The organism is Pseudomonas fluorescens group sp. (genome assembly GCF_020093335.1).
In the GTDB taxonomy this organism is placed as follows: Bacteria; Pseudomonadota; Gammaproteobacteria; order Pseudomonadales; family Pseudomonadaceae; genus Aquipseudomonas; species Aquipseudomonas petroselini.
Genome location: NZ_JAIOKW010000048.1, coordinates 1 through 21570, shown reverse-complemented (window position 1 = coordinate 21570; position 21570 = coordinate 1). Strand labels below are relative to the sequence as shown.

The following is a 21570-nucleotide window of genomic DNA, read 5'->3' as shown; positions in this document are numbered from 1 at the left end:
ACGCAGATCAGGGTTTTGCTCGACCTTTGAGCATGCCGTGATTGACCAGTAAGGTGCGCATGGCGTTGCGGGTAATACCCAGCAGTTGCGCGGTGCGTAACTGGTTGAAATCGCAGTAGGCAAAAGCCTCGCGAACCATCAGCTCCTCAATATCGTGCAAGAGCGAATCACCTGGAACGTCGAACAATCGCAAAAACTGTTCGCGAAGCACTTCCTGAGGAAGTTTTTGCACCCCGTTGGAACTTGCGTCTTGCAATGCACTAAGGCCTGCCGAGAACTTCAAGTGCTCGGGGCGGACCGGTCTGTCGCCGGCCACCAGTAAAGCCAAGTGAACAACGTTCTCGAGCTCTCGGATATTCCCCGGCCAGGGATAATCGAGCAGCGCCTGAGTAGCCGACTCCGAAAGCATAGGCTCATTGATTTTAAGGCGGGCGCTGTAGAGTTTCCTGAAGTGTTCCACCAACGGCAGAATGTCCAAGGGACGTGCCCTTAACGGCAGAACTTCCACTTGGGCGACGTTTATTCGATAGAACAGATCGAGCCGAAAATTGCCAGCTTCAATGGCCTGTTCCAAATTGACGTTGGTAGCCGTCACCAATCGGATGTTGATCTTGATCGGTTTGCGCGAGCCGACCCGAACCACTTCCTGTTCCTGTAGGACACGCAGCAATTTAACTTGCAAAGGCAGCGGCAGATCACCAATCTCATCGAGAAACAGTGTCCCTCCATCTGCCTCCTCGAACCAGCCGGCTCGCCGACCGACAGCTCCGGAAAACGAACCGGCCTCATGGCCAAAAAACTCGCTTTCAGCCAGGGTCTCACTGATCGCACCGCAATTGACCGCAATAAAAGCGCCAGTGCGGCCACTGCTCGAATGGATGTAGCGCGCCACCAACTCCTTACCGGTGCCCGTCTCTCCATTGATCAACACTGGCGCGTCACTGGGCGCCACCCGCTGCAGATACTCCAGCAACTGCCGAGACCGGGGGTCGGCAAATACCAGCGCTTTCGCTCGGATTGAAAGAGGATCTTTATCGCCCTGAGGCAATGTCAAAATCGGGCTGGGGTGTCCGCGCGGGATGTTCATAGACAATTTCCAATGGCGGCCATGAAGGAATTAACAGTACTTTACTGCTCGCGCCATATAACAAGAAATATTAAAAAAACATGAGGATATAACCTTGCAACCAGAACACTATTCGACCTGCCATACGCCAATCGCTTACATGGGCGAATGATAAGAAAGGATCCAGGGGGCTTAATTGCAGGCCGGGCCTTCTGATCCCCTACGCGTGAAAAGACGAGCATAACCTTAGCTGTCGATATTCTTATTCCTCCCGCCCGGCCATGGGTAGATTGGTAGCCACTTACCCCATTGGAGGATGTGGCGCATCGCTGAATCAGTGGTGTGGATTGCCGGGGTCGGCGCGGTTGCCGGGCTGGGTGCAGCCTTAGCACGGCGTTTTGCCCGCGAGGACTACCGCGTAGCGGTCAGCGGCAGGAGCCAGGACAAGTTGCAGACGGTGGTGGCTGATATAGAAGCGAACGGCGGCAAAGCCAATGCAATCGTGGTCGACTTGGGTATCGAAGCCGACGTGCTCGCCGCCATCGCCCAGGTCAATGAGCTCGGCACACTCAGGGCGGCGATCTTCAACGTGGGCAATTCGGTGTCCAAGCCGGCGCTCGAGTTGAGCGCCGAGTTGTTCGAGCAAACCTGGCGCGCCTCGACATTGGGGGGCTTTTTATTCGCCCGCGAAGCCACCCGCACCTTGCTCGCCAATGGTGGCGGCAGCCTGTTATTTACCGGCGCCACCGCCTCACTGCGCGGCAAGCCGCCGTACACCGCGTTTGCGGCAGGCAAGGCCGGGCTGCGCTCGGTAAGCCAGTCGTTTGCGCGGGAATTCGGCCCACAGAATGTGCATGTCGCCCATGTGGTCATCGACGGTTCCATCGATGGCGAGCGCGTGAAAAGCCGTGCGCCCGACTACCTGACCAAGCTGGGCGAGGACGGCGCATTGCGGCTCGAAGACATCGCCGACGCCTATTGGTATCTGCACACCCAACCGCGCAGCGCCTGGACCCAGGAGCTGGACTTGCGGCCATTCAAGGAACCGTTCTGACACCGGGAGATGGTTATGGGAACCCATCAGACACAACTCGCGCCCGCCTCCGTGCTCGGCGTGCTCAATTACCTGAAAGACACCGGCGAGCGCCCGGTGAACTACACCTACCCGCCACCCGATGGCGCGGCCCAGCGCAGCGGCGTACTTGACCCTACCCAGGTGACCATCCATAACGCGCGGTTGCTGGATACATCTGCGAGCCTGCAGCGTGAGGGCTTCGAGAAGGTCGAGCACGCCAGCGCAGTGGTCAACCTGGAGGATGACGAACAGGTGCGCCTGCATTACTACCCGGAAACCGAAGCCCTGCTCAAACAGCAGACTGGTGCGATAAAGGTGGTGATTTTCGACCATACGATTCGCGTCGATGACCCTGGCCGTGAGGCGCGTGGCCTGCGCGAGCCGGTGCGCTACGTGCACAACGACCAGACCGAACGCTCGGCGATTCGCCGTGTGCGCGACCACCTCGACCCAGACGAAGCCGAACAGCGCCTGCTCAAACGCTTTGCGATCATCAATGTGTGGCGGCCCATCGGCGCGACAGTGCTGAGCACGCCCCTTGCCTTGTGCGATGCGCGTAGCATGGTCGATAGCGATTTGTTGCCCAGCGACCTGGTGTATCGCGACAAGGTCGGCGAAACGTTTTCGGTCAAGGCTAACCCGGCTCACCGCTGGTTTTACTATCCGCAGTTGCGACCAGACGAGGCCTTGCTGTTGAAGATCCACGATTCGCGGCGGGATGTAGCCAGGCTGAGTGCACACACCGCATTTGATGACCCCACCACGCCAAAGGACGCGCCGCCACGGCGCAGCATCGAATTGCGCGCACTGGTGTTCTTCGACACGTAAATCAAGGCTTCACCCAGCAACGGATCGCGGCTAACCTTGGTCACCGGCCAAGCCTGCGATCCGCGCTTGCCGAACAAAATGATTTCGGAAGCCGCTGCCACCATGGATATTTCTTCAGCTCCTCCCCCGCCCACCAGCAGTAAGGAAAACGCCGGTGGGCGCGTTCAGGTTATCGACCGTTCGATCGTACTGTTGCGCACCCTGTCGGGCCTCAAGCATGGCGCCAGCGCGCTGGACCTGGCGCGACTGACCGGTATAGACCGCACCACCATTCATCGCCTGCTCAAGACCCTGACCCACTGGAGCCTGATCGAATCCCAGGGCGGCACCTATCGCATCGGCCCGGAATGCCTGATCTACTCGGCGGCGTACCTGAACCGCCTGAACCTGCGCAAGATCGCCCTGCCCTACGCCATCGAGTTGCAACGGGTGATCGGCGAGCGCCAGGCGATTGTGTCGTTGTCGGTGCCGGTGGGTGACCAAGTGGTGTTGATCGAGCGGATGTGGACACCGACCACGCCGCTCAACGTGATTGTCGACCTGGCCGACCAATTCCCCATCGACGGCAGCCCCAGCGGGCGTGCGGTACTCGCCACCTACAGCGAGACGGCCGCACAGGCAATCCTCGGCGAAGCGCGTTACGCCAAAGCCCTGCCGGCACTGGAGCAAATTCGCAGCCAGCAGGACTTCGCCTTCGGCCACGGCGAGTTCAAGCCGGGCCTGTCTTCGGTGGCGTTTCCGATTCGCGTGGAAGCCGGGCAAGCCATTGGCGCGGTCGTCGTTGCCGGGCTTGAGATGGAAGACGAAACCCACCCCGGCTCTTCCCTGGCCAGCCACGTGCGCCGCGCCTGTGAAGGTATCGCGGCGCAGTTGGGCAACCTTTAGGGCTTGAGGCCCAGTGCGGCGAGCAGGCGGTTTTTCTGCACCTTGCCGTAGTGGGAGCGCGGTAGTTCGTCGATGAAGTAAATGCGGCGCGGCACCTTGTAGCGCGACAAACCGGCGCGGCAGTGGTCCATCAACTGCTGTGCCGATAGCTCTCGCGAACCCTCCAATACCACGGCTGCGCATACTTGCTCGCCCCACTCCAGGTCCTCCAGGCCAAACACGTGGGCGTCCTGCACGCCGGGATGGCTCAGCAGGTTCTGTTCGACTTCACCGGGCTGCACGGATTTGCCGCCGCTGCGGATGATGTCCTTGCAACGCCCCAGCACTCGCAGCAGCCCATCGGCGCCAATGCGCCCTAGGTCACCGCTGCGCAGCCAGCCGTTGTCCAGGGTCTTAGCACTGAGCGCTTCAAGTTGCCAGTAGCCACTCATCAATTGCGGGCCGCCGAGCAGAATCTCGCCCACACCGTTTGCGTCCGGTTGATCGATACGGATCGCGGCGCTGAACAACGGTCGGCCCACCACACCTTCGCCACTGTCGCCGGCCGCGCGCACCGCCGACATTTGCGCGGGCGAGAGGTAGCAACTCCAGGGCGCTTCGGTCATGCCGTAGAGCACGCCGATGCGTTCACTGAACAAACTGCATGAGCCTTCCAGCACGTCGCCGGTCAACGCGGCAGCGCCGATATCGAGGCTCTTGAATACCGGAAGATCGGCCGCTGCAGGGCCAGTTTCGCGCAACAGACGCAGTAATTGCGTAGGCACAAGAGAGCTGAACGCCACATGGTACTCAGTAAGCTGAGCGATGAATGCCTTGCCGTCGAAGCGACCACCCAACACCACTCGGCCGCCGCTGAGCAAATGGGCCAGCACCGCCACCGCTGCAATCGGCCATAGCGGGCGGACGTTGAGCAGTACATCGCCGACCACGGCGCCGCGGCCCATGACGATGTTCTGCAACACCGCGCACAAGCTGGCATGCCGATGCATCACCGCCTTGGGCGTGCCGGTGGTGCCGCCGGTGTAGTTGAGCGAGGCCAGCGCCTGGGGTGATTGCGCCGGGCGTGGAAGGATGTCGACGGGGTTGGAGTCGGTCACGGCTTGCAGCGGCAGGCAACGGATGCCCAAGCCTTGCGCCACACCGGCGTACTGCTCGGAAAACAGCAGCAAGGCAGCGCCCGCGTCCTGTAGCTGAGCAAGCAATTCATCAAGCGCCAGGGCCGGATCCAGCGGCACGCGCACACGGCCGCTGGCCATGCAGCCATAGTCGGCCAGCAGGTAGTCGAGGCTGGCGTCGGCCAGTAAGGCCACCCGCGCACCCACCGGGATTTGCAACCGATCCAACGCTTGTCCGACGCCACTGAGGGCGCGGTCCAATTCGTCAAACGTGAGGGTGCGAGCACTGGCCGGTTCGTGCAGTGCGATGTGGTCGGGCCATTTAAAGGCCGCCTGGCTGAGCAGCGTACTGATGTCCATGCTTACCACCCGCTCAACACAATGCGCCCATTGACCTGACGCGATTCCAGCAGCGCGTGGGCCTCGGCCACTTGGTGAAACGGCAGCACACGGTCAATCAACGGCTTGACCTGCCCGCCCTTGATCAATGCCAGCGCCAGGCGCACTTCTTCGAGGGTGGCGCTGCCGGAGCCTTGTACCCGCAGGCGTCGGCCGATCAACAGCCCTGGGTTGATCGGCACACTGACGGGCGTCACATTGCCCAATACCACCACGCGCCCTCCGAGGGCCATGCTGCGCAGAGTGTCTTCAAGGGTGCTGCCGAGGTTTTCCATGGCCACGTCCACGCCGCGTTTGCCGGTTAGTTTCCAGACCTCGGCACTGTAGCTGCCGCTGCTCACAATCACGTCATCGGCGCCCAGGCTGTGGAGAAAATCACGCTTGTCCGCACTGCCTGTGACGGCGATGACCCGCGCGCCTACCGCCTTGGCCAATTGGATCTGATGGGCGCCCAGGCCACCGCTGGCGCCATTGATCAACACGCTTTCGCCGGGTTTGAGCGCGGCCTCGCCGTGCAACGCGCGCACGCTGGTGCCGATCGGGCAGGACGCCAAGGCGGCCGGGATGTAGTCCAGACCGTCGGGCAGTTCGATGGCGGAGATCGCGGGTACTCGCAGGTATTCGGCATAGGCGCCTTCCGTGTCCACCGATGGCAGGCCCAGGGCCCGGCACAGATCCTGGCGACCGCGCAGGCAGTCACGACACTGACCGCAAAAGCGTCGCTGGTAAACCACCACCCGGGCGCCGACCGTCAAATGGTGCACACCCGCGCCCACCTCAACCACTTCACCCGCCACTTCATGGCCCAGTACCACGCCGGTATGGGCTCCCGGTAACCGCCCGGCACGATGCAAAAGGTCATGATGGCAAACCCCGGCTGCCGCGACCTGGACCAGCACTTCACCCGCGCCAACCTGCGGGGTCGGCACCTCCTCGACCTGCAATTGCTCCGGCCCGCCGAAGGCTTTTAGAACTATGGCTTTCATTTTTTATAACCGTTTTTGACCCGATAAGAATATGTTCATATAACAAACATCTTGTTTGCATTGTGCACATCAATTAAGTTTTCCTCACTTTGGCGCTGACCTCAAGGGGTAATCGCGTCTTTCTTTCACACCGGATAAAAAGCACCCCATGACAGTCGAGTATCAAAATATTGGCGAAGGAATCCTGGTGGTCACCCTCAACCGCCAGGAGCGCCTCAACGCACTGGACAGCCAGGCCAAGCACGCGCTGGCCGAGGTTTGGCAGCGCGCGCAGCAAGACACCGCCGTGCGCGCCATCGTGCTGCGCGGTGCCGGCGAGCGGGCGTTTTGCGCCGGCTCCGACCTCAAGGAGATCGACGCCACCGGCGAGACCGTCAGCAGCGAAGTCCTGGCCCGTGCCCTGCCCGGTGTCGGCAACGATTTGAGCAAGCCGGTGATTGCCGCGTTGCACGGCCACACCCTGGGCCTGGGCATCAGCCTGGCGATTCATTGCGATTTCCGTATTGCGCGGCACGACACGCGCTTTCACTTCCCCGAAGTGCAGCACGGCATGTTGTCCGGCTTCAGTGCGATCACCCTGCCCAGCCTGATAGGCGAAGCAGCGGCCCTGGACATCATGCTCAGCGCGCGCAAATTCGATGCCCAAGAGGCTTTGGCCATCGGCCTGGTCAACCAAGTGGTGGACGACGCCTACGCCAGCGCGCTGGAACTGGCCGCACGCCTGGCCAGCCATTCCTCTAAGGCCGTGGAATGGACCAAGACCTTGCTGCTGGCCGAACGCAAAGCCCGACTGACGCGGCAGATGGCACTGGTCGACCAGGCCCGCCAGGACGTGATGCTGGGGCGTTGACCTCAACCCATAACTAGAAACAGCCAACACATAAGCCTCCCCAGTACTGTCAGGAACTCCCACCACCAGGAATGGAAAGCGGCACCTAACCATCGGAGCCTCACCATGTCTCGCCCATACACTCGCTTTCGTCCCAGGTTCAGCCTGCTGACCGCCGGCATCCTCGGGCTGTGCGCCCAGCCGGCAGCCCACGCTGAAGAGAACCCGTCACGTCCGTCGGCGGCCAGTGACACCGCCCTGCAAACCGTGGTGGTCACCGGTGCCCGGGACAGCGGTCGCACCGTCGCCAAGAGCCTGGCGCCGATCGATGTGATCAGCGCCGACGACCTCGCCCGCTCCGGTAAACAGAACCTACGCGACGCCCTGGCCGCCAGTGTGCCGTCCTACACCAACGCCGCAGGCTTTACCGGCGGCACCGGGTTGTCGGTCAAGTCCGCGACTTTGCGCGGTCTGGGCGGTAACCATGTGCTGGTGCTGGTCAACGGCAAGCGCCGCCACAATACGTCGCTGATCTTTGTGCAGACCGCAGCCACCTCAAGCGGCCAGTCGCCCGCCGACCTCGACCTGATCCCCATCGCCGCGGTGGACCACGTGGAAGTGCTGCGCGACGGCGCGGCGGCGCAATACGGTTCGGACGCGATTGCCGGGGTGATCAACATCATCCTCAAGACCAACCGCTCCGGCGGCAGCGGCAGCGCCCTCTATGGGCAGTACGCCAACCGTGTGGGCGGCAAGGGTAATTTCGGTGCGCGGGGCCAGGGTCAGATCAACCAGGGCTTCGAGCTGCCCAATGACGGCTTTTTCAGCCTCAGCGCCGATATCGGCCTCCAGGAAAGCTCCAACGTGGCCGGCGCCGTGCCGGATCGCACCAGCATCTATTTCCGCCAGAACGGCCAGCCCGACCCGCGCGAAACCAGCGAAAGCCGCTACCGCCAGCAACTGGGCCAACCTCGTTCGCAAACCTATAACTTCGGCTACAACGCCGAACTGCCGCTGAACGAGGACTACACGCTGTACTCGTTCTCCACCCTCAGCCACCGCAACTCCACCAGTTGGGGCACTTACCGCACCGCCAACTCGCCGCAGAACATTGTCTCGGTGTACCCGGACGGTTTCTCGCCGCGTTTCGTCGTGGAAGAAGACGACTTCCAAAGCGTGTTCGGCGTGCGCAACGACGACCTGCTGGGCTGGGCTTGGGACCTGAGCAGCAGCTACGGCTACAACAACGCCAACACCCGCAACGAACGTTCGCTGAACCCGTCCCTGGGACCAAACAGCCCTCAGGATATGGACGGCGGCAACCTGATCGCCAGCCAATGGACCAATAACCTCGACCTGACCCGTGCGTTCGATACCGGGCTGTTTGCCAAGCCGCTGAACGTGTCGACCGGCCTTGAATTCCGCCGCGATGGGTTCGAGATCCAGGCCGGCGAATACGCCTCTTATGCCGATGGCGGCTACGTGTTCCCCACCGGCAGCCCACTCGCCGGCCAGCGCCCCAACCCCGGCGCGCCAGGGTTGGTGGGTTTCACCCCGGCCGACGCGCACAATTACTCACGCACCAACACCGCAGGCTACGTCGACTTCAGCCAAAGCCTGACCGATCAATGGGATGTGAGCCTGGCCGGGCGCTTCGAGCACTACAGTGATTTCGGCGACACCGGCAGTGGCAAGTTCTCCACGCGTTACGCGTTCACCCCGCAATTCGCCGTGCGCGGCACCGTGAGCAACGGCTTCCGCGCGCCGTCCCTGCAACAGCAGTTCTATTCGTCGTCGCTGACCGCCTGGCGCACCAGCCCGCTCACCGGGCAACTGGAGCAGGCCACCACGCGCTACGTCACCGTCAACGACGCCGCCGGCCAGGCCCTGGGCGCCAAGGAGCTCAAGCCTGAACGCTCGATGAACTACAGCCTCGGCTTTGTCGCCACACCGACCGAGAACCTGGACATTACGGTCGACCTGTACCAGATCGACATCAAGGACCGCATCCTGCAGACCAGTAACCTGCAAGGCACGGCGGTCTCCAACGTGCTGGCCGCCCAGGGCCTGAACCCGAACCAGATCGTCTCCTACTTCGGCAACCTGGCCGACACCCGCACCCGTGGCATCGACCTGGTAGCCGACTATCGCTATGACCTGGGCCGCTACGGCAAGACCAAATGGACCTTGCTCAGCAACCAGAGCCTGCAAACCATCGAGAAGATCAAGGAGCCCGCAGCGCTGGCCGGCACCGGCGTCAGCGTGATGGGCCGTGACCGCCAGGGCAACCTGACCTCGGCCTACCCGAAAAACACCACGTCGCTGAATGCCGCCTGGCAACTGGGGGATTTTGAGGTGAATCTCAAGGAAACCCGCTATTCCAAGGTCACCGGGCGTAACCAGATTTCGGCCAGTCGCGATGAAAAAATTCGCCCGGCATTCATCACCGACCTGAGCGTGGGCTACTGGCTGAGCGACGCGGTGAAAGTCACCGTCGGCGGCGAAAACATCTTCGACCGTCGCCCCCAGCAACTGAATGACGAGGCCAAGCGCTTCTACTTCTTCCCCACCGACAACCCGACCTATAGCTGGTACTCGCCCTACGGCCTGGAAGGTGCTTATTACTTCGCTAAAGTCGACGTGAGCTGGTGATGACGAACTTCGAACGCCCGCAGGCGACCTTCGACCAACGCCTGTACCGCAAACTGGCGTGGCGGATCATGCCGTTCCTGTTCCTGTGCTTCGTGCTCAACTGGCTGGACCGGGTCAACATCAGTTTCGCGCACTTGCAGTTCAAGACCGACCTGAACATCAGCGACGCCACGTTCGGCATCATCGTCGGCGTGTTCTCCATCGGTTACCTGCTGTTCGAGATCCCGAGCAACCTGCTGCTGGAAAAGATCGGCGCGAAAAAAACCATGATGCGCATCATGGTGCTGTGGGGGCTGGTGACCATCGCCACCGCGTTTGCCCAGACCCCGGCGCAGTTCTATGTGCTGCGGGTGTTGCTGGGCGCCGCCGAAGCCGGGTTCTTTCCGGGGGTGATCCTGTACCTCACCTACTGGTTCCCGGCCAGCCACCGCGCGCGTATCACCTCGCGTTTCATCATGGCGATTGCGGTGTGCGGGATCATCGGCGGGCCGCTGTCGACTTCGATCATGGCGCACTTCGCCGGTATCGGCGGGTTTACCGGCTGGCAATGGCTGTTCGTGATCACCGGCATACCGCCGGTGCTCGCCGGGCTGTTCGCTTGGTACTGGCTGGACGACAAACCGGCCTCGGCCAAGTGGCTGAGCGACGATGAAAAACACGCCATCGAGCAAGCCCTGGCGCGTGAACGGCTACAGCGCAAACCCGGCGGGCATACGCGCTTCGTCGAGGCATTGAAGGACCGCAAGGTGTGGTTTATCACCCTGGCCTACTGCCTGACCATCATGTGCACCGGCAACGTCACCAATATCTGGGCACCGTCGATCATTCGCGATTCGGGCGTGAGCAACCTTGGGCAACTGGGCTTGCTCTCGGCTTTGCCCTATGTGGTCGGCGTGTGCGTGATGCTGTGGGCGTGCCGCCATTCGGATGTGAATCAGGAGCGGCGCTGGCACTTCGCGCTGGGCGGCCTCACGGCGGCGCTGGCAATGCTGGTGCTGCCCAACTTTCTGTTCAGCCCGTACTCGGCAATCGCCGTACTGACCCTGATGACCAGCGGCTACCTGGTGGCCACGGCGATTTTCTGGACCATCCCCACGTATTACCTGTCGGACCACGCCAAGGCCGCCGGCCTGGCGCTGGTCAACTGCTGCGGGCAGATCAGCAGCCTGCTGACGCCCATCATGATCGGTGCGATCAAGACCTCCACCGGCAGCATCAGCCTGGCGCTTTATATCGTGGCGGCGCTGGTGGCCTGCGGCACCTTGATCCTGTTGCTCGGCGTACCGCGTAGTGCTCTGCGCGACGCTTCCTGACCTCTTTGATGGACCTTTCCATGACCGATTACCTTGCCCTCGCCCACCAACTCGCCGCGCAGATCCAACCCGGTGCCGCCGACCGCGACGCCGGCAGAATCCTGCCTTATGCGCAGCTCGACCTGATCCGCGAATCCGGCCTGGGCGCCGCCCGGGTCCCCACTGAGCTGGGCGGCGGCGACGTCAGCCAACTGCAGGTGGCACAGATTTTCATCACCCTGGCCAAGGCCGATCCGAGTGTGGCCCAGGCGCTGTTTCCGCATTTCGCCACGGTCGAGCACCTGCGCCTGATCGCCAACCCCGAACAGCAGCGTGAGTACCTCGGTGCCTTTGCCGAGCGCCAGTTGTCATCTGGCGCGATTGCCGAACGCAGCGGCACCTTTCGCGGTGAAATCCACACGCGCCTGGAGCGTCGCGGCGATCAACTGGTGCTCAATGGCAGCAAGTTCTACAGCACCGGTTGCCTGTTTGCCGACCTGCTGAAGATCCAGGCCGTGGACGAGGCCGGCAACGCGATCTACGTGATGCTGCCCGCCGACACTGCGGGCATTACGCTGCTGGATGATTGGGACGGCATGGGCCAGCGCGTCACCGCCAGCGGCAGTACCCTGCTGGAAAATGTGCCGGTACGCCCTGGGCAAGTGATCCCGTTGGCGCAGTGGTATCAACGCCGCAACTATGTCGGCGCCAGTGCGCAATTGATCCACTGTGCCCTCGATGTCGGCATCGGCCTGGCGGCCTTGGATGACGCGGTAGCGTGGGCGCGCACGGGCTCGCGACCGGTGCGCGAAAGTGGCGTGGACCAGGCACGCCACGACCCGTACATCCTGCACACCCTCGGTGATCTGGCCGCGCGCATCCATGGCGCCGAAGCGCTGGTGGAGAAAGCCGCCGGGGCGGTCGACCTGGCCGCGCGCACGCAGTTGCAGGGGTTGGCGCAGGGTGAGGAATTGGAAGCTATTTTGGTCAAGTCTTCGATTGCCGTGGCCGAAGCCAAAATCGCCTCAACCCGCGCCGCCCTCTTCGTGTGCGAACGCCTGTATGAAGTCGGCGGCGCAGCCACCACCCAGTCGCGCTACAACTTCGACCGTCACTGGCGTAACGCACGCACCCACACCACCCATGACGCCCTGGCGTACAAGTACAAGGCAATTGGCGATTATTTGCTGAACGCGAAAGCACCGCCGATTGCGTTTACTTATTGAGCCCTGGATATGTTGAAGCTACCGATTTCCCTGCTGCTTCTGTCCGGTTCCGTGTCGGCCGCCGAGCCTTGGGACGACCTGGACGCGCAGATCAGCCAGGCATTGCCCGGCGTGATAGAGCTGCGTCACGCGATTCACCAACAACCCGAGCTGGGCAATCGCGAGTTCCACACCGCCGAGCGCATCGCCCAACGCCTACGGGAACTGGGGCTAGAGGTGCAGACCGGCATCGCGCATACCGGTGTCATCGGCATTTTGCGTGGCGGCAAACCTGGCCCGGTGGTCGCGATTCGCGCCGAACTGGACGCGCTGCCGCTCACCGAGCAAACCGGCCTGCCGTTTGCGTCGACCGTGCGCAGCAAAGATGAAGGCGCAGACTTTCGCAGCAGAGGCAAGGACGTCGGCGTGATGCACGCCTGTGGTCATGATGCACATATGGCGATGGCGCTGGGGGTTGCCGAGGTCTTGGCGGCCCATCGCGAGCAATTGCCGGGCACGCTCAAGCTGATTTTCCAGCCGGCCGAGGAAGGGCCGCCGCTGGGCGAACAAGGTGGCGCGCAATTGATGATCAAGGAAGGCGCGCTGCAAAATCCAGCGCCAGCGGTCATTTTCGGCATCCACGTAACGGCGGGCACGGCGGGGACTTTCACGCTCAGCCGGCAACGCACCACGGCGGCGGCCGACACCTTTGTCGCGCGCATCATCGGCCGCCAGACCCATGCGGCCTTCCCCTGGACCGGCATCGACCCTGTGCCCGTCGCCGCCCAGGTGATCCTGGCCTGGCAGACCATTCCCAGTCGCCAATCCAACCTCAGCCTGTTGCCGGCGCCGGTGATTTCCGTAGGGCGTATCGAGGCCGGTGACCGCCACAACATCATCCCCGCCGAAGTGCGCCTGGAAGGTTCGATTCGCACCGTCAGCGATGAACAGCGTGAGGACGTGTTGCAGCGCATGACCCGCACCGCCGAGCACATCGCTGAAGCCTCGGGGGCCACCACCAAGGTGGACTACCTGCCGGGGAATTACCGCGCTGGCTACAACAACACTGCATTGGTTGACCAGTTGATGCCGGTGCTGCAACAGGTGTCGACCACGCCGGTGCGGATCGACAACGGTACCTACGGTGCCGATGACTTCGCTGAATACGCCCGCCAGGTTCCGGGAGTTTTCATGCGTATGGGCGTGACACCCCCCGCGCTGGAGGGCAAAACCGTGTGGCCTACCCATTCGCCGGGCTTCCAGGTGGATGACCCGAGCCTGGCAGTGGGGATCCGGGCGCTGAGTCGGATGACGTTGAGCTACATGATTGACGCTCCTCGGTCCTAGTGAAAAAACGGATCAACCCCACTTCACAACCACGCCGACCTCTACCGACTCGGCACCTCGCTGCTCAAGCGAAAGCGACAGCAGCGCAGTGACTGTACCGATTTGCACCCTCTGCGACAGGCGCCGACAGGGTATTTATATTGGTGAGGGCATATCCGCCTCATTGACCTAAGGTGTCGGCGGTGGCAGGCATGCCTATCATCGCGACCATCCAAAAATGGGTCATAAGCATATGAATTTATAATTAGTGGTTCATTCCTAAATTGCTGCTAGTTTAATTAGCGAAAGACGTCATTGTTCCTGCTGGCCAACAGAGCGGGTCATGTTTCACGGGATGAAAGTTGCACGCGGACTTCAAGGGATTAAAGTCTTCTCAGCATTCGCTACATGGCCACTGGGAAATCGCTATATCTGTTGTAAGTCCATTGACATGGATTGATAAACGGTACCTGACATGACGGCTACGCTGAATTACTCGTTTTCAAAAATTGCGCCTACGGCGCCACAGCCCCTGGATATATTCGAGCTTAAAGAATCTAACGTTCGCTCTTATTGCCGGGACTTCACCGCCACCTTCCATACCGCCGAAGGCTCAACCTTGACCAGTGAGCAAGGCCAGGTATTCATTGATTTTTTCAGTGGTGCAGGAGCCTTGAACTACGGGCATAACAACCCGGTCTTGAAGGCAGCACTGCTCGATTACATCGGTAACAATGGCATCACCCATGGCTTGGATTTCAAGACCACGGCCAAGAAAGCCTTCCTCACAACGTTCGAAGAGCAGATCCTGGCACCGCGTAACCTGCACTACAAAGTGCAGTTTCCCGGCCCCACTGGCACCAACGCGGTGGAGGCCGCCATCAAACTGGCCCGCAAGTACACCGGGCGCCAGAATGTCGTGGCGTTCACAAACGCGTTCCATGGCATGTCCCTGGGCAGCCTCGCCCTGACCAGCAACCCGCGTAAACGCGCAGGGGCCGGCGTCAGTTTGAACAACGTGACGTTCATGCCCTATGACCGGTACTTCGGCGACGGTGTGGACACCTCGTTGTACCTGGCCAACATGCTGCGCAGCGGCAGCGGGGTCGACAAACCGGCGGCTATCGTACTAGAGACGGTGCAGGGCGAAGGCGGCGTGAACAGCGCTTCCGCCGCCTGGGTACGAGCCGTGCAAGCCATCGCCCATGAGCATAACGTTCTGCTGATCATTGACGATATCCAGGCCGGCTGTGGTCGCACCGGCGAGTTCTTCAGCTTCGAAGCACTGGGTGTCACCCCGGATATCGTGACCTTATCCAAATCGATCAGCGGTTATGGCTTGCCCATGTCCCTCGTCTTGTTGGCTCCCCATCTGGATGTCTGGGAGCCGGGAGAGCACAACGGCACATTTCGCGGCAACAACCTGGCATTCGTCACGGGCAAGGCGGTGATCGATCACTACTGGAGCAACGCGGGTTTTACCCAGGTGCTCAGGGACAAGGCAGAACAGTTGCATCAGGGGTTGCAGGAGTTATCCCTGGGCTTTGCCGCCAAGGCACCTAACCGTCTCAAAGGGAGGGGGTTCTTCAGGGGCATAGAGTTTGACGACTCGGCCCTAGCGCAAAAAATTGCAGCGCAGGCCTATGCTGGCGGGCTCATCATTGAAACCTCCGGCATCGACAATCAGGTACTCAAGTTCCTCCCGGCGTTAACGATCACTCCCGTGCAGATCACCCAAGGCTTGCACATACTCAAGCAAGCCTTTGCCGAGGTGACCGCGCCATGAGCGATCCGATCATCACCCGGCACGCGTCCCTAGACGACGCCGCGGTCATCGCGCCGTTGCTGGACAAATACCGCGAGTTCTATGGCGAAGCACCCGACTTGGCCCGCTCCCTGGCATTTATTCAACAGCGCTTCTTTCTGGGCGAGTCAATAATCATCGTGGCGCAAGTTAACAATGAAGTCATTGGGTTTACGCAACTCTTCCCCAGCTTTTCAAGTGTCACACTGGAGCGTCTGTGGATACTAAATGACTTATATGTCGAAGCCTCCAAACGCAGTACGGGGGTGGGCCTAGCGTTATTGAATGCTGCAAAAGCGTTCGCCCAGACAACCGGGGCCAAACAGTTATTTATTGAAGGCGCGGACGACAACCCTAAGGCACGCAACTTATACACGCGCTTCGGGTTTATCGAAAACACCGCGTACCACTATTACCATCTTCCATTGAAGCCAATCCAGGGATAGGAGCTTTTCCATGTCAGACACTGTTTTCGATATCGTGGGTATTGGTTTCGGCCCCTCAAACCTGGCGCTGGCTATAGGATTGGAAGAGTCAGCTTCTGCGCTGACCTATCGCTTTCTGGACGCCAAGCCAACGCCGGACTGGCAGGATGAAATGCTGCTCAGCGGCTCGGACATCCAGAACAACCCGTTGCGGGACCTGGTCACGCCGCGCAACCCGCGCAGCCGCTATGGCTTCGTCAATTACCTGAAAGAAACTGGCCGCCTGTTCGACTACCTCAACCTACCGCTGACATACCCGCTACGGCGCGAGTATGCGCAATACATCAAATGGGTTGCCGGGCATTTTCTCGGCAGTGTCGAATCCTCGGCGTTCGCCCAACGTGTCGAGCCGTTGCTGTTACAGGGCGAGCATGTATGGAAGGTCACCTATAACAATCAGCGGGTCATTTACGGGCGCAGCCTGGTATTGGGTACCGGGCGCACGGCGAATATCCCGGCGGTTTTCGACGGCCTGTCCAGCCCGCAGGTGTTCCACCTTAATCACTACCTTGAACGCATCAATAGGTTGCCATCGAACGTGCAGCGCATCGGTGTAGTCGGCTCCAGCCAAAGCGCCGTGGAGATTGTGCTCGACCTGACCGCCAGGTTTCCGGACAAGGAAATCTACTCGCTGCACCGCAGCTTCAGTTTCCGACTCAAGGACACCAGCCCGTTCAGCGACAAGGTGTATTTCCCGGAGTTCATCGACTACTACTTCAACCTGCCGCCAGAGGCCAAGGCGCGGGTGGATAAGCAATTGCGAGGCACCAACTACAGCTCGGCTGATGAAGATGTGATCAATGCGCTGTACGTGCGCATCCATGAGGAAAAGTTGCAGGGTAAGCAGCGCATCCACATCCTCAACAATATTGCCATCGAGCAGGCGCAGGTTAATGCCTCAGGGCATGTGCAGTTGGCGCTCAAGGAGGTCAATCAACTCACGCACTCGACCCTTGAGCTGGATGCACTGGTGCTTGCCACCGGGTTCAAGGACATTGCCGCCAAGGAAAATGGCGAGTTGTATCCGCCGTTACTGGCGCCTTATCACCGTCGGTTTCGCGCCGATGCGCACGGCGCGCTCGTGGTGAATCGCGATTACAGCCTGACCTCTTTGGATGATCTGCCCACGGTGTTCCTCAACGGTCTATGCGAAAGCTCCCATGGCCTGGGGGACGCCGGTTCATTCAGCCTGATTTCGTTGCGGGTGGAACACATTCTCTCGGCCCTGGAGGCACAGTTGGCGCAGGTCGAGGCTCCGGCGCACGCATTGGCCTGAATCAGCCCCGGTAGCAGCCCCGCGGGCTGCTGCTTCACACAAGGAGGTCACATGTTTACAGCAGCATTGATTTACATACTGGCGGTGATAAGTCCCGGGCCGAATTTCATCATCGTCAGCCGGTTCTCTTCATTAGGGTCGGTCACTACCGGCCTTGGTGCAACCTTGGGGATCTGCACCGTAGGCGTATTCTTCTCGACCATTTCCTTGCTGGGCCTGGCGGCATTGCTGCATCAGTACCCGGCCTTTTCCAAGGTCGCCACCCTGTGTGGTTCAGCGTACCTGCTGTACATCGCCTACAGCATCATCAAAAGCGTGCTGGCAAAAAACACCGGTACTGCCGAAAGCACCACACCTGGCGTCACCAGCTTCGCCAAGGCGTATCGCGTGGGGGTCATCACTAACATCAGCAACATGAAAACCATCGCCTTCATGATCAGCATCTACGCCGGCTTTCTTTCTTCGCCACGTACCGACCTCGAAAAGGTACTGGTGGTAATGTTGTGCTCTACCTTGGAAGTCATCTGGTACTCCCTGGTCTCGCTGCTCTTCGGCCAAGGCCCGATCAAGGCGCTGTTTCTCAAATACACCCGCCAGATCGATGTGGGATTGGCTGTATTTCTGGTGGCGTTCTCCCTCAACAACGCGATTCCCGTGTTGATTGCCAGTCGATGAGGCCGTGTCATGGAATGGAACGATCTGCTCAAGGACGTGAGCGCGCGCTTCAAATACCGCAGTTGGCTGCTGATCGACCTACCCCGCGATCGCTTACCACTGAACTGCCCAATACCGAACTTGTCGAGCAATTGCGAAGCCACCTTGATCCTCGACTGCGGCCTTGAAGATATCTTCCCCATCATCGATGCTTTGGGCCTGGGGGTAAGCTACGCAGCCTCGTTACAAGCGACAAGGCGCCGGATTGAAGCTTTAGTGGCAGCGCCACCGGAGGCGATGGCTTTTCACGATTTCAGATGGGCGTGTTGATACCGGTCCACGAAAAAGCCCCAGGTCAGCGAAAAGCCGGAATCGCCGGTCATTCCGGTAGGACTAAATCCAGCATAGCGGGATGTCGCCAAACAGCTGATTCCCGGGCGGCTGGTCCAAACGCTAAAGCGGCCAATTTTCAGGATAAAACGTGTACGTAAAACGAGGTTTCCACACCTGCCTAGTGGCTATCAAGGACGAAAGATAAAACCAGTTCGTTCACCGAGCGTCGTCGGGCAGCGACGGTACTGGCTGCTGGGCAAGCGTATTTAACAGGCATTGAGTAGAGCTTGCTGTTCAGTTTTAAGCGCTCCGTACCAGACTCGTCAAAACAGCCCCAAGCGGTTTGGAGTTGATACAGTTCCCACGTTTAACGCTGAGATGGATCTCATGTATTTATACCTCATACGGCACGGGGAAACCTGGGCCAATGCCGAACAACGCTACCTCGGTTCGCTTGATCCAGGGCTGATCGAGCTGGGGCGGCAGCAGGCTGAAGCTCTCAGTCGAGATAATGGCGTGTTTCCGAGAACGGGATGTCGGGGTTTTTGAGGGTTTGACTCAAGCTGAGGCAAGAGCGTTGGTTAACTAGGATGAGATCTAATCAAATATGCCTAACACTCTCTCCAATACCGATTTCATGCAGCTTGCTCTTGCCCAAGGGCGTTTAGCCTTACCTGAATGCCTTCCAAACCCGCCAGTAGGTTGCGTACTGGTACAGGACAACATGGTGATTAGCCAAGGCTATACGCAGGCACCGGGGTTCCATCACGCGGAAGCGATGGCGTTAAGCCGATTAACGAATGAATGCTCCGCAGTGACTGCTTTTGTCACGCTTGAGCCATGCTCCTTTCATGGTCGAACGCCGTCATGTGCTCTGGCACTGATAAACAGCGGAGTCGAGACAGTGTTTGTTGGGTTGCTTGATCCCGATCCGAGAAACTCGGGAGCAGGCATAAGGATGCTGCGCGATGCAGGCATTACAGTCATTGTCGGCTTATTGGCGGAGGAAACTGCTGAGGACTTAGCTGATTTTTTGGTAAGCAAACCGCTTGGATCGTCGGATCGCAATGATCAGTAAATCGTTGACCCAAGTGCCGATCTAAAATTGCCCCACTTTACTTCGGCTTCAGCTTCTTGGCGCGCCTGCTTTCGGTGCGCGCAAGGGTTGATATTTTCGGCCAATAGCTCGCGCGCTTCGTCACGACGCTCACGTGCGTGTTTCAGGCTAACGTCAGGATACGCCCCAAAGGACATGCGTTGCTGGCGCCCTTCCCAATAGTAGCGGAACAGCCACAGCTTACCGCCCGCTTTGGTCACCCAGAGGGATAGACCGTCGAAGTCGCCGAGGGTGTAGTTTTTACCAATAGTTCGAGCATGCCGAGTGGTGAATTCTAAGAGAGGCATGGCGAGCTCCTGTTGGAGAGCCAACACCCGATGCTCGTCTGGAGGCCCGAGGGAGCGAGTTACAATACGGACTCGAACGGGCCCGTCTGTTGTACTTAATCCTGTCCTTGTTCGTACCGGATTACCCTGGTTCCCAGTGGTTTTCCGCAGAAACGAAAAAAGACGCCTAAGCGTCTATTTCGTGGACCCCAGCGTCCAGTGGACATCTGTGGATCAAATTTTGGAGCGGGAAACGAGACTCGAACTCGCGACCCCGACCTTGGCAAGGTCGTGCTCTACCAACTGAGCTATTCCCGCGTCTTGGTGATGCGCATTCTATAGAATTATCAGAACCCGTCAACCCCTTGATTCAAAAAAGTTTTATTTCTTTTCAACGGTGGTACGCAGATGCGGCCAGGCGGCGCGCAGATACTGGAGCATGGACCACAAGGTCAGGCCGGCGGCGATGAGCAGCAAGGCGTAGCCCAGCAGGACCCAGAAGGTGAAGTCCGACGGGTTGGCCAGCAGGATGACCAGCGCGAGCATCTGCGCGGCGGTTTTCCATTTGCCCATGTTGGAGACGGCGACGTGGGCGCGGGCGCCGATTTCGGCCATCCATTCGCGCAGGGCCGACACCACTATCTCACGGCCGATGATCACGGCGGCCGGCAGGGTCAGCCACAGGTTGCCGTGTTCCTGCACCAACAGGACCAGCGCAACGGCCACCATGAGTTTGTCGGCCACCGGGTCGAGGAACGCGCCGAAGGGCGTGCTCTGTTCCAGGCGGCGGGCCAGGTAGCCGTCGAGCCAGTCGGTGGCGGCCGCAAACGCGAACACCGAACTGGAAGCCATATAGCTCCATTCGTACGGCAAATAAAACAACAGAATAAAAATCGGAATAAGCAGGACGCGTAGAACGGTGATCAGATTAGGGATATTCATCGGCACAACTGGCTACGAGGTGGAAAGGCATTCTATTCGCTATGCAGATTCGCATAAATCAACTCAGCGAGCTTTTTACTGATACCGGGTGCTTTGGCTATTTCGTCAATGCTGGCACGGGATAGCTCCTGCAAGCCACCAAAATGTTTAAGCAAGTCGCGACGCCGTGTCGGCCCAACGCCCGCCACCCCTTCCAGGGTTGAGGTTCGCCGGGTTTTGCCGCGCCGGGCACGGTGGCCGGTAATTGCGAAACGGTGGGCTTCATCGCGGATCTGTTGGATCAGGTGCAGCGCCGGTGAGTCGCCCTTCAAGGTGAACTCATGGGCGGAATCATTCAAGTACAACGTCTCGAAACCGGCCTTGCGCGTGGCACCCTTGGCCACGCCGAGCAGGATCAGATCGGGCACCGCCAGTTCGTTGAGTACGTCGCGGGCCATGGACAACTGGCCCTTGCCGCCGTCCACCAACAGGATATCCGGCAACTTGCCTTCGCCGTCCTTCAGCTTGCTGAAGCGCCGCGTCAGGGCCTGGTGCATGGCGGCATAGTCATCGCCGGCAGTGACGCCTTCGATGTTATAGCGCCGGTAATCGGATTTGATCGGCCCTTCCGGCCCGAACACCACGCAGGACGCCACGGTGGCCTCGCCGCTGGAGTGACTGATGTCGTAGCACTCCAGGCGCTGGGGCGGTTCGTCCAGGTTGAGGACTTCGGCCAGGGCGTCAAAGCGTGCGGCGACGTGCTGTCGATTGGCCAGACGTGCGCCCAGGGCCTGTTCGGCATTGGTCACGGCCAGTTGCTGCCAACGCGCGCGGGTGCCGCGTACGCGGTGGCTGATGTCCAGCTCGCGGCCGCGCAGCTCGTGGATCGCCTCGATCAGCGTGGGAAAGTCTTCATGCACCACGTTGACGATCAGTTCCGACGGCAAGTCGCGCTCGGGGCTGCTGACGTAATACTGGCCGAGGAAGGCGGCCATGACTTCGGCCACTTCTTCGTCAATACCGGTCTGCGGAAAGAAATTCTTGCTGCCCAACACC

21 protein-coding genes and 1 tRNA gene are annotated in these 21570 nt (G+C 60.1%); 15 read left to right on the top strand and 7 right to left on the bottom strand.

Features of this window, described 5'->3' with window-relative positions:
- Positions 1–7: 7 nt before the first annotated feature.
- On the bottom strand, positions 8–1087 hold the full coding sequence (locus tag K7431_RS27990; RefSeq protein WP_043205148.1) for a sigma-54 interaction domain-containing protein: 1080 nt from the start codon (positions 1085–1087) through the stop codon (positions 8–10).
- Between the two features lie 295 nt (positions 1088–1382).
- On the opposite strand from K7431_RS27990, the gene K7431_RS27985 reads away from it, so the two are divergent.
- From K7431_RS27985 to K7431_RS27975, 3 genes are all read left to right on the top strand, one after another.
- Entirely contained in the window at positions 1383–2120 is a 738-nt protein-coding gene (locus tag K7431_RS27985) for an SDR family NAD(P)-dependent oxidoreductase (RefSeq protein WP_012723442.1), read from the top strand.
- Between the two features lie 15 nt (positions 2121–2135).
- A complete protein-coding gene (locus tag K7431_RS27980; protein WP_043205147.1) occupies positions 2136–2969 on the top strand; it encodes a CmcJ/NvfI family oxidoreductase in 834 nt (277 codons plus the stop codon).
- A 102-nt stretch (positions 2970–3071) separates the two neighbouring features.
- Positions 3072–3854, top strand: coding sequence for an IclR family transcriptional regulator (locus K7431_RS27975; protein WP_012723440.1), 783 nt, complete (start codon positions 3072–3074; stop codon positions 3852–3854).
- On the opposite strand, the gene K7431_RS27970 is transcribed toward K7431_RS27975, so the two are convergent.
- Together K7431_RS27970 and K7431_RS27965 are read right to left on the bottom strand one after the other, a co-directional pair.
- Complete coding sequence (locus tag K7431_RS27970; RefSeq protein WP_043205146.1) at positions 3851–5329, bottom strand: class I adenylate-forming enzyme family protein; 1479 nt, start codon at positions 5327–5329, stop codon at positions 3851–3853. The two genes, K7431_RS27975 and K7431_RS27970, sit on opposite strands and share 4 nt — an antisense overlap.
- 2 nt (positions 5330–5331) lie before the next feature.
- On the bottom strand, positions 5332–6354 hold the full coding sequence (locus tag K7431_RS27965) for an alcohol dehydrogenase catalytic domain-containing protein (RefSeq protein ID WP_012723438.1): 1023 nt from the start codon (positions 6352–6354) through the stop codon (positions 5332–5334).
- 148 nt (positions 6355–6502) lie between these two features.
- On the opposite strand from K7431_RS27965, the gene K7431_RS27960 reads away from it, so the two are divergent.
- From K7431_RS27960 to K7431_RS27905, 12 genes are all read left to right on the top strand, one after another.
- Positions 6503–7204, top strand: a complete 702-nt coding sequence (locus tag K7431_RS27960) for an enoyl-CoA hydratase/isomerase family protein (protein WP_012723437.1) — start codon at positions 6503–6505, stop codon at positions 7202–7204.
- Positions 7205–7309: 105 nt separating this feature from the next.
- Entirely contained in the window at positions 7310–9835 is a 2526-nt protein-coding gene (locus K7431_RS27955) for a TonB-dependent receptor plug domain-containing protein (protein WP_012723436.1), read from the top strand.
- Positions 9835–11148, top strand: a complete 1314-nt coding sequence (locus tag K7431_RS27950) for an MFS transporter (protein WP_043205144.1) — start codon at positions 9835–9837, stop codon at positions 11146–11148. The genes K7431_RS27955 and K7431_RS27950 overlap by 1 nt, the downstream gene beginning before the upstream one ends.
- 20 nt (positions 11149–11168) lie before the next feature.
- Entirely contained in the window at positions 11169–12353 is a 1185-nt protein-coding gene (locus tag K7431_RS27945) for an acyl-CoA dehydrogenase family protein (RefSeq protein WP_043205142.1), read from the top strand.
- 9 nt (positions 12354–12362) lie between these two features.
- Positions 12363–13679 (top strand): amidohydrolase, encoded by a 1317-nt coding sequence (locus K7431_RS27940; protein WP_012723433.1) that lies wholly within the window; start codon positions 12363–12365, stop codon positions 13677–13679.
- Between the two features lie 511 nt (positions 13680–14190).
- Positions 14191–15444 carry a diaminobutyrate--2-oxoglutarate transaminase gene (gene ectB, locus K7431_RS27935; RefSeq protein ID WP_198409088.1) on the top strand — a complete coding sequence of 418 codons (1254 nt, stop codon included), beginning with the start codon at positions 14191–14193 and terminating at the stop codon, positions 15442–15444.
- Positions 15441–15908, top strand: a complete 468-nt coding sequence (locus tag K7431_RS27930; RefSeq protein ID WP_012723431.1) for a GNAT family N-acetyltransferase — start codon at positions 15441–15443, stop codon at positions 15906–15908. Before ectB ends, K7431_RS27930 begins: the two co-directional genes overlap by 4 nt.
- A gap of 10 nt (positions 15909–15918) precedes the next feature.
- A complete protein-coding gene (locus tag K7431_RS27925) occupies positions 15919–17223 on the top strand; it encodes a SidA/IucD/PvdA family monooxygenase (protein WP_012723430.1) in 1305 nt (434 codons plus the stop codon).
- Positions 17224–17274: 51 nt separating this feature from the next.
- A complete protein-coding gene (locus K7431_RS27920) occupies positions 17275–17898 on the top strand; it encodes a LysE family translocator (RefSeq protein WP_012723429.1) in 624 nt (207 codons plus the stop codon).
- A 9-nt stretch (positions 17899–17907) separates the two neighbouring features.
- Entirely contained in the window at positions 17908–18207 is a 300-nt protein-coding gene (locus tag K7431_RS27915) for a hypothetical protein (protein WP_043205140.1), read from the top strand.
- A gap of 381 nt (positions 18208–18588) precedes the next feature.
- Positions 18589–18759, top strand: coding sequence for a histidine phosphatase family protein (locus K7431_RS27910; protein ID WP_317845851.1), 171 nt, complete (start codon positions 18589–18591; stop codon positions 18757–18759).
- Between the two features lie 58 nt (positions 18760–18817).
- Complete coding sequence (locus K7431_RS27905; RefSeq protein ID WP_012723428.1) at positions 18818–19288, top strand: bifunctional diaminohydroxyphosphoribosylaminopyrimidine deaminase/5-amino-6-(5-phosphoribosylamino)uracil reductase RibD; 471 nt, start codon at positions 18818–18820, stop codon at positions 19286–19288.
- On the opposite strand, the gene K7431_RS27900 is transcribed toward K7431_RS27905, so the two are convergent.
- The 4 genes from K7431_RS27900 to K7431_RS27885 all read right to left on the bottom strand — a co-directional run.
- On the bottom strand, positions 19282–19614 hold the full coding sequence (locus tag K7431_RS27900; RefSeq protein WP_052308644.1) for an Arm DNA-binding domain-containing protein: 333 nt from the start codon (positions 19612–19614) through the stop codon (positions 19282–19284). The genes K7431_RS27905 and K7431_RS27900 overlap by 7 nt on opposite strands.
- A 221-nt stretch (positions 19615–19835) precedes the next feature.
- Positions 19836–19911: transfer RNA gene (locus K7431_RS27895), tRNA-Gly, on the bottom strand.
- A gap of 63 nt (positions 19912–19974) precedes the next feature.
- Entirely contained in the window at positions 19975–20535 is a 561-nt protein-coding gene (pgsA, locus tag K7431_RS27890) for a CDP-diacylglycerol--glycerol-3-phosphate 3-phosphatidyltransferase (protein WP_012723427.1), read from the bottom strand.
- A 32-nt stretch (positions 20536–20567) separates the two neighbouring features.
- Positions 20568–21570: excinuclease ABC subunit UvrC (locus K7431_RS27885; RefSeq protein ID WP_224265923.1), on the bottom strand; the 1003-nt coding region annotated here is incomplete at its 5' end.

Bases quoted from the DNA above. Each gene is read 5' to 3' on its own strand.
- K7431_RS27990 (WP_043205148.1), bottom strand. From the start codon at position 1,087: ATGAACATCCCGCGCGGACACCCCAGCCCGATTTTGACATTGCCTCAG.
- K7431_RS27985 (WP_012723442.1), top strand. From the start codon at position 1,383: ATGTGGCGCATCGCTGAATCAGTGGTGTGGATTGCCGGGGTCGGCGCG.
- K7431_RS27980 (WP_043205147.1), top strand. From the start codon at position 2,136: ATGGGAACCCATCAGACACAACTCGCGCCCGCCTCCGTGCTCGGCGTG.
- K7431_RS27975 (WP_012723440.1), top strand. From the start codon at position 3,072: ATGGATATTTCTTCAGCTCCTCCCCCGCCCACCAGCAGTAAGGAAAAC.
- K7431_RS27970 (WP_043205146.1), bottom strand. From the start codon at position 5,329: ATGGACATCAGTACGCTGCTCAGCCAGGCGGCCTTTAAATGGCCCGAC.
- K7431_RS27965 (WP_012723438.1), bottom strand. From the start codon at position 6,354: ATGAAAGCCATAGTTCTAAAAGCCTTCGGCGGGCCGGAGCAATTGCAG.
- K7431_RS27960 (WP_012723437.1), top strand. From the start codon at position 6,503: ATGACAGTCGAGTATCAAAATATTGGCGAAGGAATCCTGGTGGTCACC.
- K7431_RS27955 (WP_012723436.1), top strand. From the start codon at position 7,310: ATGTCTCGCCCATACACTCGCTTTCGTCCCAGGTTCAGCCTGCTGACC.
- K7431_RS27950 (WP_043205144.1), top strand. From the start codon at position 9,835: ATGACGAACTTCGAACGCCCGCAGGCGACCTTCGACCAACGCCTGTAC.
- K7431_RS27945 (WP_043205142.1), top strand. From the start codon at position 11,169: ATGACCGATTACCTTGCCCTCGCCCACCAACTCGCCGCGCAGATCCAA.
- K7431_RS27940 (WP_012723433.1), top strand. From the start codon at position 12,363: ATGTTGAAGCTACCGATTTCCCTGCTGCTTCTGTCCGGTTCCGTGTCG.
- K7431_RS27930 (WP_012723431.1), top strand. From the start codon at position 15,441: ATGAGCGATCCGATCATCACCCGGCACGCGTCCCTAGACGACGCCGCG.
- K7431_RS27925 (WP_012723430.1), top strand. From the start codon at position 15,919: ATGTCAGACACTGTTTTCGATATCGTGGGTATTGGTTTCGGCCCCTCA.
- K7431_RS27920 (WP_012723429.1), top strand. From the start codon at position 17,275: ATGTTTACAGCAGCATTGATTTACATACTGGCGGTGATAAGTCCCGGG.
- K7431_RS27915 (WP_043205140.1), top strand. From the start codon at position 17,908: ATGGAATGGAACGATCTGCTCAAGGACGTGAGCGCGCGCTTCAAATAC.
- K7431_RS27910 (WP_317845851.1), top strand. From the start codon at position 18,589: ATGGATCTCATGTATTTATACCTCATACGGCACGGGGAAACCTGGGCC.
- K7431_RS27905 (WP_012723428.1), top strand. From the start codon at position 18,818: ATGCCTAACACTCTCTCCAATACCGATTTCATGCAGCTTGCTCTTGCC.
- K7431_RS27900 (WP_052308644.1), bottom strand. From the start codon at position 19,614: ATGCCTCTCTTAGAATTCACCACTCGGCATGCTCGAACTATTGGTAAA.
- pgsA (WP_012723427.1), bottom strand. From the start codon at position 20,535: ATGAATATCCCTAATCTGATCACCGTTCTACGCGTCCTGCTTATTCCG.